Annotated in this window: 8 protein-coding genes, 1 other RNA gene and 1 pseudogene; all 10 read left to right on the forward strand. The window is 47.4% G+C overall.

Translation table 11 applies throughout. The annotated features are described in order from the left end of the window. The first annotated feature begins 83 nt into the window (after positions 1 to 83). The 10 genes and pseudogenes from JGK39_RS01445 (at position 84) to nuoK (ending at position 10,059) form a co-directional block, all read left to right on the forward strand. Positions 84 to 1,997 (forward strand): glycosyltransferase family 39 protein, encoded by a 1,914-nt coding sequence (locus tag JGK39_RS01445; RefSeq protein ID WP_293246907.1) that lies wholly within the window; start codon positions 84 to 86, stop codon positions 1,995 to 1,997. 193 nt (positions 1,998 to 2,190) lie between these two features. Then, a complete protein-coding gene (locus JGK39_RS01450; RefSeq protein ID WP_293246886.1) occupies positions 2,191 to 2,844 on the forward strand; it encodes a serine protease in 654 nt (217 codons plus the stop codon). 443 nt (positions 2,845 to 3,287) lie between these two features. Next, positions 3,288 to 3,422 (forward strand): annotated as a pseudogene (locus JGK39_RS33525) (type II toxin-antitoxin system prevent-host-death family antitoxin); the annotation flags it as partial. Beyond that, complete coding sequence (locus JGK39_RS01460) at positions 3,419 to 3,682, forward strand: Txe/YoeB family addiction module toxin (RefSeq protein ID WP_293246892.1); 264 nt, start codon at positions 3,419 to 3,421, stop codon at positions 3,680 to 3,682. The pseudogene JGK39_RS33525 and the gene JGK39_RS01460, both read left to right, overlap by 4 nt. Positions 3,683 to 3,983: 301 nt before the next feature. Continuing rightward, a complete protein-coding gene (locus JGK39_RS01465) occupies positions 3,984 to 5,741 on the forward strand; it encodes a serine/threonine-protein kinase (RefSeq protein WP_293246895.1) in 1,758 nt (585 codons plus the stop codon). A 384-nt stretch (positions 5,742 to 6,125) separates the two neighbouring features. Next, positions 6,126 to 6,516, forward strand: a transfer-messenger RNA (tmRNA) gene (gene ssrA, locus JGK39_RS01470). Positions 6,517 to 6,933: 417 nt separating this feature from the next. Beyond that, on the forward strand, positions 6,934 to 8,052 hold the full coding sequence (gene nuoH, locus JGK39_RS01475; protein WP_293246898.1) for an NADH-quinone oxidoreductase subunit NuoH: 1,119 nt from the start codon (positions 6,934 to 6,936) through the stop codon (positions 8,050 to 8,052). A gap of 101 nt (positions 8,053 to 8,153) precedes the next feature. Further along, positions 8,154 to 8,729: an NAD(P)H-quinone oxidoreductase subunit I gene (ndhI, locus tag JGK39_RS01480; RefSeq protein ID WP_293246901.1), complete on the forward strand. Its 576-nt coding sequence runs from the start codon at positions 8,154 to 8,156 to the stop codon at positions 8,727 to 8,729. A gap of 324 nt (positions 8,730 to 9,053) precedes the next feature. Further along, positions 9,054 to 9,677: an NADH-quinone oxidoreductase subunit J gene (locus JGK39_RS01485; RefSeq protein ID WP_293246910.1), complete on the forward strand. Its 624-nt coding sequence runs from the start codon at positions 9,054 to 9,056 to the stop codon at positions 9,675 to 9,677. Between the two features lie 76 nt (positions 9,678 to 9,753). After that, the gene (nuoK, locus tag JGK39_RS01490) at positions 9,754 to 10,059 is read left to right on the forward strand and encodes an NADH-quinone oxidoreductase subunit NuoK (RefSeq protein ID WP_228042566.1); all 306 of its coding nucleotides are present in this window, start codon (positions 9,754 to 9,756) and stop codon (positions 10,057 to 10,059) included. Positions 10,060 to 10,171: the final 112 nt, after the last annotated feature.

Raw genomic sequence — 10,171 nt, forward strand, 5'->3', positions numbered from 1 at the left:
TTAAAATTTTAAATCTAAAATCGCAGGAAGTTTGGGTGAAGGAAGTTATTAAAAATTTGTCAGAATATTACAGGCATCGGCCGATGGTACCTTTGTTGCTATCGGTGTTGTGGCTGTGCGCGATCGCCTGGGTAGCTTTCTTGTGGAATCTCGGCAACATCGGCTTAGTTGACGAAACCGAACCCCTTTTTGCCGAAGCCGCCCGTCAAATGACGGTGACAGGGGATTGGATCACTCCTTATTTCAACGGCGAAACCAGGTTTGACAAGCCGCCGTTGATTTACTGGCTGATGGCGGTGGCTTACCGCACTCTGGGGGTTAACGAGTGGGCTGTGCGCCTTCCCTCGGCCTTGTGCGCGATCGGCCTGACTTGCCTCGGATTCTACACTCTATCGAAGGAAGAAGGAAGTTCGGCAACGGATTTTGTAGCGGATGTAGCGGATGTCACGGATGTAGCGGATATAACGGATATAACGGGAAGAAGTTCGGCAACGGATTCTATAACGGATGTAACTGATGTAACGGAGAAGTCGGAGGGAATTTTTTCCCAATCTCCCCCTCTCCCCCTCTTTCTTTCTACTCCTTGGATTGGTGCGGCCTTAATAGCTTTAAATCCCCAAACTATTGCCTGGGGGCGGACTGGCGTTTCAGATATGCTATTAGTTGCTTGTATGTGTTCGGCACTTCTGGCATTTTTCCTCGGTTATACGCTAGAAGAACAAAGAGAAAAAGCAGAATTTCCCACAGTTTCTGCTGGGCGATTTCCGAATAAGTGGTATCTGACTTGTTACGTACTAATTGCCTTAGCAATTCTGGCTAAGGGGCCTGTGGGAATTGTCATCCCAGCACTGATTATTGGTAGCTTCGGGCTGTATTTGGGAAATTTTCGGCAACTTTGGCGCGAAATGCGTCCGCTGTCGGGAATCTTGATTATTTTGGCGATCGCCCTGCCTTGGTACATTCTGGTGATATTAGACAACGGTGAAACTTATATTGAGAGTTTTTTCGGCTATCACAATTTCCAGCGTTTTACTGAAGTAGTCAACAAGCACTCGGCGCCTTGGTATTTTTACTTTATTGTAGTGCTAGTTGGTTTTGCGCCTTGGTCGATTTATTTGCCGGTGGCGATCGCCCGTACCCGTTTTTGGCAGCGCACTTACTGGCGCCGTCAAGCGCGATCGGCACAGTTGAGTTTATTTGCCCTATTTTGGTTCGCCTGCATCTTTGGCTTTTTCACGATCGCCGTGACAAAATTGCCCAGTTATGTATTGCCTTTAATGCCTGCTGCTGCCATTTTGGTAACGCTGCTGTGGAGCGATATTATTGCAGGGAACGAACCCAAAAACAGACCGGGAAAGTTAGAGAAAAAAGCCAATTATTTACCGCGAGGGCTGTTAGTTACATACATTTTCAATATCGTATTTTTACTGATTGTAGCCGGAGCAACTTTCTACTGCTACAACTGGCTGGGAGACGATCCGGCAATGCCCAATTTTCCCCAAGCAATTCAGCAGTCGGGATTGCTGATTGTCGGCGGTACGATTTGGATAACTGCCGCTGGGGCGATCGGGCTTTTACTCTGGAAGCGACAACAGCGCTGGATTTTGGTAGCTAACTTCATCGGGTTAGTAGCATTTATCATTTTTGGTCTTACTCCAGCCTACAATTTAGTCGATATCAACCGCCAGTTACCTCTGAGACAGTTAGCGCAGGTTGTTGTTCAACAAAAACAGCCGGGAGAAGAGTTGATGATGATTGGTTTCTGGAAACCGAGTTTAGTTTTTTACACCCAAGATCCGGTGACTTTCTACCGACTTCCCAGGGGCGCGAAAGACTACATCGAGCAATCCAACAACAACACTTCTCCGACGATTCTCGTGCTGGGATATCCCCACAAGTTTGTCGAATTTGGATTGCAGCCAAATCAATATCAGTTGTTGGACAGTCGGGGCGCGTACCAACTGGCGAGGGTTCCGAGAAAGGCGTTTTTGAATTAGTGTATTGTACTGCGGTTTTGGCGATCGATCGTATAAGGTCTGAGGTTGAAGCTGCGGTATGCTCCGATCGCCTTATAAACATAACTTTGACGAAAATGTGGTATAATGTTTACACAATAGTGTTATTCCATATTTATTTGTGCTATAATTGATAATTATATGGCAAGTTCATACTTAAATCGTCAAAAGTAAAATGTCATACTCAGCTTTACCAAACATAGTATTTGCAGTTGGGCGAAATGGAGCGAATGGGGTAAATTTGCTTGGTACTGCAACTCTACTAAATAGTCCAGGAAAGTTTGTTACCGCCGCCCATGTTACTAATAAAGATGACCATAATTTAGTCGTAGTTCTAAGACCTTACGATTCTATCGATGACTATCAAGATACTTCTGATTCTGAAATCAAGGTAATTCCTGTTTACATTGAAGCTATCGATCCGTTCACAGATTTGTGTATTTTGTCTGCTGATATTGATGTGTTCTCTAACCTATCGATAGGGAGCACAGATATTCTAAACGTGGGCACTATTATTGATATTTTTGGTTATCCTCATGCAGATCATGGGAGATTGGTACTCACTCATCAACGAACTGAGATCGGTGCAAGAATCTTAATTAAAAATGGAGCAGTCAAAACCAAGCACGTCGTGCTAAATACTCAGGCTCGCCCAGGTCAATCTGGAAGCCCTATATTCTCTGCATACACTACTACAGTAGTTGCTATCCTCATTGGGTCATATGCTCCGGGTGGTGGAGGTGGTATTTCATTGGGTGGGGTAGATCCGCATACCCTCCATCAAACTACTCATGCGGTCTCTGTTGAGTACATTAGGGAAATGTTGTAGATATGGAAAATAAATTAGCACAAGTATTTCAGATTGACAGCGAAGAGTGGCTCGCAACGCTGCCTAGATACCAACAAAATAGGATAAAGCAGCTAGTGGATGCGACTAACTCTTATGAAGAGGCAGCGAAACAGTGGCTCAATGCAATGCCAGAGAACACATTCCCATTAGGAGCAGAACAAACTAAAAATGTATTTATTGAAAAAGTCCGAGATGAAATTGAAAAATTCTTAAGTGGCAATGAAAAATACGCTAATGAACAACAACAGCTAATTTCTTCGTCTGAGGTATTACAAAAAAAAATTGTGAGTTCTGTTTCAGCAGCAATTGCCCCAGCAATAGGCATAGCAGCAGTCTATGTTATGCCTGTGATTGTTCTTGAATTAATGACAATGAGTAAGATTGCGGATAGAGCGATCGCGATCGCAGAACAGAGTGGCAATGCAGTATTATCTGAAGCTGACTTGGCATCGGTGCAAGAAACACAGTATCTTCTGTCAGTGCCGGGAATGCGGGAATCGATTCGGGAAGGACTGGCAACGCCCATTGACGAGTGCGATCGGGAGTTAAAGTGGTGAGTTGGGATCTGGTATACACCAAACAGGCACAAAAAGATGCCAAAAATCTGGCTTCTAGCAATTTACGAGACAAAGCGCAAACGTTACTCGACATCATTCAAACCAATCCGTTTCAGAATCCGCCACCCTACGAGAAATTGGTGGGAGATTTGGAAGGCGCATATTCACGGCGAATCAACATTCAGCATCGTCTGGTGTACGAGGTGATTGAGTCTGAGAATACGGTGAAAATTTTGCGGATGTGGACGCATTATGAGTAGTGTTTCTAATCGGTTAAGCAATACAGGGGTAGAACGATCGCAGCCTTGGAATAAACAGGGCGATCGAATCTGGGCTTTCCGGCCCGCGCCACAAGAGTTTAAGTAAACAGTAGCTGACAAATTAAATGCGCGACAGCTTAGGACAATATTGGCTGTGGAAACGAAAAATCTCGGAAGCAACCTGGTTTCTGAGGAGGATTGCGTAAATCTCGAACTAATGACTGATGACAGACGGCTACTAAAAGATGACTCATGAATTAGGATTTAGGATTTAGGATTTAGGATTTAGGATTTAGGATTTATGGACGCACTAATCGGCAAAAGTTTACAGGGCGGAAAATATACCCTCGAACAAGAACTGGGGCGAGGCGGCTTTGGGATTACTTTCAGGGCAAATCACCGCTATTTAGGACAGCCCGTGGTGATTAAAACCCTCAACGAATCTCTGCGGCGCGATCGCAATTTCGCCGAGTTCGATCGCAAATTTCAAGACGAAGCAAGGCGGTTAGCTTCCTGCGTCCATCCGAATATAGTGCGCGTCAGCGACTTCTTTGTCGAAGACGGACAGCCTTACATGGTAATGGACTACATAGCCGGTCAGAATTTGGGCGATGTAGTCGGTACAAACAATCCCCTCCCAGAAAATCTGGCAATTCTCTACATCACTCAAATTGGGGCTGCTTTGAAAGCAGTTCATCAAAAGGGTTTGCTGCACCGAGATGTCAAGCCGCAAAACATTTTATTGCGCCAAGGTACTCAGGAAGTCGTGCTGATTGATTTTGGCATTTCCCGCGAGTTTACAAACGGTGCAATCCAAAATCACACTAATATGGTGTCCGACGGTTACGCACCGCCAGAACAGTATTTCGCTCAAGGAAAATATACGCCCGCCACAGATGTTTACGGGCTGGCGGCGACGCTTTACACTTTGCTCACAGCCCTGGTGCCCGTGGCTGCAATTTTGCGTACCAGCCAGCCGATGCCTTCACCCCGCGACTTGCGGCCAGACTTAAGTGTGACTGTGAGTCAAGCGGTGATGCGGGGGATGACGGTAGAGGCTCAAAATCGCCCCGCTACCGTGGATGAGTGGCTGTCGCTGCTGCACGGGCAGTCGCCGGATACCGGGCCGACGCTGGCGGTGATGCCGGGACACGGCCCTCAGTCGCCTGCAAATGTGAGAACAGCGCCTGCTGCGGTGACGAATGGGGAAGGAAACCGCAAGGTTTGGTTGATTTTGGGGTTTGTGGCGATCGCCCTTATATTCGGTGGTTTGGTAGGGATTGCGAGGGTTTTCCTCAACGGACAATCTTCGGAACCGACACCAATAGCGAAGGACGATCGCACTTCCACCCCCGCAGATCCAGACGCGCGCACCAGCCCCGAACCAATTCCCACTCCCACACCAACGCCTTTCTCGCCGCCTGCTGCTGAAACTCCGCCGCCTGCTGCTGAAACTCCAACTCCGGCCCCAACTCCAACTCCAACTCCGGCCCCAACTCCAACTCCAACTCCGGCCCCAACTCCAGCCGCAACTCCAGCCCCAACACCTGACGCTGCCGAACCCAAACCAACGGAAAAACTTGTTGACAAGCAATTGCCGCCCGATCGATCGCCCCCACCCAGCGAACTACCAGGAACAGGTTATCAGAAGACTCCCACTATCCCAGGGTTTGCGGTGGGTACGCCGGAAAGTCAGATTGTAAGTGCATTGGGAGATCCCACGGACTCTCAACCCCGCGGCTATTGGCCCAATACTCGCACCGCACTTTACGAATTGCTGCCGAACCGGGTGACTCTCGGCTATATTTACGATCGCAATTCCGAACAACTCGTGCAAACAGAGGGTTCTTTTGCCCAGTCGGTGGACGATTTGGTAGTCCGAACCGCTTTAAACGGCATGGTGGGCGGCGCGGATAAGGAGATTTTGCAAGGATTCCGCGACGTGCAGCAGCGCCGCACCAATCGGTTTAATTTTCAGAAAGGTTCGCTGAAAGGGACGATCGAACGCAACGAGCGCGATCGAATTTACATCGGCGTCTGGGACAAAACTTTGCATTAAACACCTTCAGAGCTGACGCACCCTACAATAGACAAGATTGAAAAAATACGTAGGACGGGCGGGACGCCCATCCCACAAGCAAAAAAAATTGTGGGATGGGCGTCCCGCCCGTCCGAAAATTTGATAGATCGGGATTGAGGGAATCTTGTCTAATAACTTTGTTAGGACTCACGCACGGGTGTAGAGAAACCGGGTTTTTCACGAAAATATTTGCTTAAAACCCTCAGTCTCGGTAAAAAAACCCGGTTTCTTGCTTGGTAGTGCGTCCTCGACTATTTGCGAAAAAATCCAAAATCCCCAATCCCCAATCCCCAATCTTCAATCCAAAATCTAAAATCGATTGACGACAACACAAGATAGTGTCTATAATTAAAGAATGCACGAGGGGCTGTAATGGTTTCGACAGGGTGGCGAAAGCTGCTCCGTGATGCAGGTCGAGAGGGAGTCTACTCTCGTTAATATCGGCTCAAAAAAAATAGTAAATGCGAACAACATCGTTCCTTTCGCTCGCAAAGCCGTAGCTGTAGCCTAAAAACTTCTCTAGCTTGGTTCAGAGTGTATGCCGCTTAACTCCGTTAAAGGCAGCATAACAACCCCCAACGGATGCCCTAGCTAAACGTTTCTAGTCGTCTAGTCGGGAAAGCAATCACTAGAAAATCCTCCCATTTAGGATAAAGATGGTTCCCGCCCCGAGGATCAGAGGGGATAAACCTGTGAACGATCGGAAGGTAAATACCCGCTTTGGACGGCAGTTCGATTCTGCCCAGTTCCATAAAAAAGGTGACGTAAAATCAATGGTTTAAGCCATTTGAAAGTCGCTTTACAACATTCAAAGGGCTCGCGATTTAAATCGCGAGCCCTTTATGTTTGGCATTCAATCTCAAATCTGAAATATCCATCTTCTTCCTTATTCGTTATTTTGAGCTAAAACCCTTGGTTTTATTGCTTCTTCCTTCTTCCTTCTTCCTTCTTCCTTCTTCCTTCTTCCTTTTCCATAAGTTACCAACCCATTAGCCAGCTTGGGGGATCAGATAATTAGAACTTCACCCATCCGTGCGTTCTTCGAGGCCCTCGGACGATATACTATTAGGCGGTAAAGCATTAAAAATCTTTACAAAGTCCCCGCTCTCTAAGCCTACTCCTACGAAGGACGGGTGAAAAATTATATGGCGATCGCTCAAAAGCTGGAAACATGAACCCAGGAATTGACTTACAAGGAAGTTTTGTAGAAGCCCTGACGAATTTGGGCTTACCGGCGGACATCGCCCACGTGCTTTGGCTACCACTGCCAATGGTACTGATGGTTGTCGGTGCTGTATTCGGTGTACTGACTAGCGTCTGGCTAGAGCGGAAAATTTCCGCCGCCGCTCAACAGCGGATTGGCCCCGAATTCCTCGGCCCTCTGGGAGTCCTAGCACCCGTAGCCGATGGCATGAAGTTGGTATTCAAAGAAGACATTGTACCGGCAAAAGCTGACGCGCTGCTGTTCACGCTCGGCCCGGTAATTGTCGTGATTCCAGTGTTTCTGTCCTACTTGATCGTACCCTTCGGAGAGCATATGCTCATCGCCGATATGGGGACAGCGATATTTCTCTGGATTGCTCTTTCTAGCATTCAGCCGATCGGCTTGCTGATGTCGGGCTATGCTTCTAACAACAAATACGCCCTCCTCGGCGGACTCAGAGCAGCCGCTCAATCCCTCAGCTACGAAATTCCCCTAGCTTTGGCAGTATTGGCAGTTGTGATGATGTCCAACAGCTTAAGTACGATCGACATCGTACACCAACAAGCGGGCTACGGCATTGTCGGCTGGAACGTCTGGCGCCAACCCGCAGGTTTCCTAATTTTCTGGATCTCAGCCCTGGCAGAATGCGAACGTTTACCCTTTGACCTCCCGGAAGCAGAAGAAGAATTGGTAGCAGGATATCAGACTGAGTACACAGGCATGAAATTTGCTCTGTACTACATCGCTTCCTACGTTAACCTCGTCCTTTCTTGCCTGCTAGTAGCCGTTTTGTACCTCGGCGGCTGGGAATCTCCGATTCCCGTCGGAGTCATCACAAATGCCCTGGGATTGAGCGAAACAACTCCTTGGTTGCAGGTACTTACCGGCACGCTGGGCATTACCATGACCCTGCTCAAAGCCTACTTTTTCCTGTTTCTGGCAGTGCTGCTGCGCTGGACTCTGCCGCGAGTTCGCATCGACCAATTGCTCAATTTGGGATGGAAGTTTTTGCTTCCCGTTGCTTTAGTTAATTTGCTATTGACCGCAGCTTTGAAGCTTGCCTTTCCCTTTGCTTTTGGCGGTTAATTTATAATAGGTAAAAGGCAACAGCTAAAAAAATAGCTGTAAACCAATTACCTATTATCAGTTAGCAATTACCAAAAACTCAAGTACAGAGAGAGAACACGATGCTAAAATTCCTCAATCAAGTAGGCGAATACGCCAAAGAGACTCTTCAAGCTGCTAAGTATATCGGTCAAGGGCTATCTGTTACTTTTGACCACATGAGACGCCGGCCGATTACGGTGCAGTATCCTTACGAGAAACTAATTCCTTCCGAACGTTTCCGGGGCAGAATTCACTTTGAATTTGACAAGTGCATTTCCTGCGAAGTCTGCGTTCGAGTTTGTCCGATCAATTTGCCTGTGGTGGATTGGGAATTTAACAAAGAAACTAAGAAGAAACAGCTCAAACACTACAGTATTGATTTCGGGGTGTGTATCTTCTGCGGCAACTGCGTAGAATATTGTCCGACTAATTGTTTGTCGATGACAGAAGAATACGAGTTAGCGGCTTACGAACGTCACGAGTTGAATTATGACAACGTGGCCCTCGGACGTTTGCCCTACAAGGTTACAGACGATCCGATGGTGACACCGTTGCGGGAATTCGCTTATTTGCCGAAAGGTGCGATCGACCCTCATGAAGTTTCCTACACCGATCGCCGCGCAGGTCTCCGCCCAGAGGAAATTATCGAAAAATAGGTAATGGGGGCATGGGGCATAGGGCATGGGGCATGGGGCCTGGGGCATGGGGCATGGGGCATGGGCCTTCCCAGGGCAATGGGGCATGGGGCATGGGGCATGGGGCATAGTTAGTAGTTAGTAGTTTTTCTAATAACAAATAACCAATTCCCAATTCCCAATTCCCAATGCCCTGCGCGGGCCTTCTTCCCTGCGCGAGCCTTCTTCCCAATTCCCGATTCCCGATTCCCGATTCCCAATTCCCTCTCTGCCCAATGCCCAATGCCCAATGCCCAATGCCCGATGCCCAATGCCCAATGCCCAATTAACAAAGGATTAAAAATTGTGAATCTAGCCGAAGGGGTTCAAATTGTTTCATTTGGCATACTAGCCATAATGATGATTGGAGGAGCATTAGGAGTAGTCCTGTTTTCCAACATCGTTTACTCAGCATTTTTGCTGTGCGCCGTATTTACCAGCATTGCCGGTATGTATCTGTTGCTGAATGCTGATTTTGTCGCAGCAGCGCAAGTCTTGATTTATGTTGGTGCTGTCAACGTCTTAATTTTGTTTGCCATCATGTTGGTAAACAAACGAGAAGACTTCCGCACTATTCCCAACGCTTGGGTGCGTCAAGTCGCAACCGCAGTCGTTTGTGCTGGTTTGTTTGCGCTGTTGGGTACAATGGTCGTGTCTACTCCTTGGGCGATCGTGACAACGACGGGAGCACCTGCTGAAAGTTCGATCGTGACGATCGCCAAACACTTCTTTACAGACTACTTGCTACCTTTCGAGTTAGCATCAGTGTTTTTGTTGATGGCAATGGTAGGAGCAATTGTCTTGGCGCGCCGCGATTTCTTTGCGGATGAACTGTCAAGTAATTTATCAGAAACACCAGCTTTTAGTTTGCCAGAACGCCCGCGCGAATTAGTTTCTGTCGGCGATGTTTCTTCACCCGAAACAAAGTAATTGTATGGTGCGCCCAGCGCACCTATCTGCGTGTCTTGTAGTAATGTTGATTGAGAAAGACCAAAAAAATATGCAACTGCAACTCCAGTATTTCTTGTTATTAGCAGCAGCCCTTTTCTGTATTGGTATATACGGTTTGATTACCAGCAGAAATGCAGTGCGCGTGTTGATGTCGATCGAGTTGATGCTGAATGCAGTCAATCTCAACCTGATGGGTTTTTCTAACTATCTTGACCCCGTACAGATTAAAGGTCAAGTATTTACTGTTTTTGTAGTTACGGTTGCGGCTGCTGAGGCCGCTGTTGGTTTGGCAATTGTTTTGGCGATTTACCGCAACCGCAATACCGTAGACATGGAAGAGTTTAATCTGCTGAAGTGGTAATTAGTCATTAGTTATTGGTCATTAGTGAACACTTCTGACAGTTTCAAGGATTACCCATGGGGCTAGAAACCCGGTTTCTACGACTTTTGCGACGAGGAACGATAAATTACGC

Origin of the sequence: Microcoleus sp. PH2017_12_PCY_D_A (assembly GCF_020738565.1) — a bacterium.
Taxonomy (GTDB): domain Bacteria; phylum Cyanobacteriota; class Cyanobacteriia; order Cyanobacteriales; family Microcoleaceae; genus Microcoleus.

Bases quoted from the DNA above. Each gene is read 5' to 3' on its own strand.
- nuoH (WP_293246898.1), top strand. From the start codon at position 6,934: ATGAACCCAGGAATTGACTTACAAGGAAGTTTTGTAGAAGCCCTGACG.
- JGK39_RS01450 (WP_293246886.1), top strand. From the start codon at position 2,191: ATGTCATACTCAGCTTTACCAAACATAGTATTTGCAGTTGGGCGAAAT.
- JGK39_RS01445 (WP_293246907.1), top strand. From the start codon at position 84: ATGGTACCTTTGTTGCTATCGGTGTTGTGGCTGTGCGCGATCGCCTGG.
- JGK39_RS01465 (WP_293246895.1), top strand. From the start codon at position 3,984: ATGGACGCACTAATCGGCAAAAGTTTACAGGGCGGAAAATATACCCTC.
- ndhI (WP_293246901.1), top strand. From the start codon at position 8,154: ATGCTAAAATTCCTCAATCAAGTAGGCGAATACGCCAAAGAGACTCTT.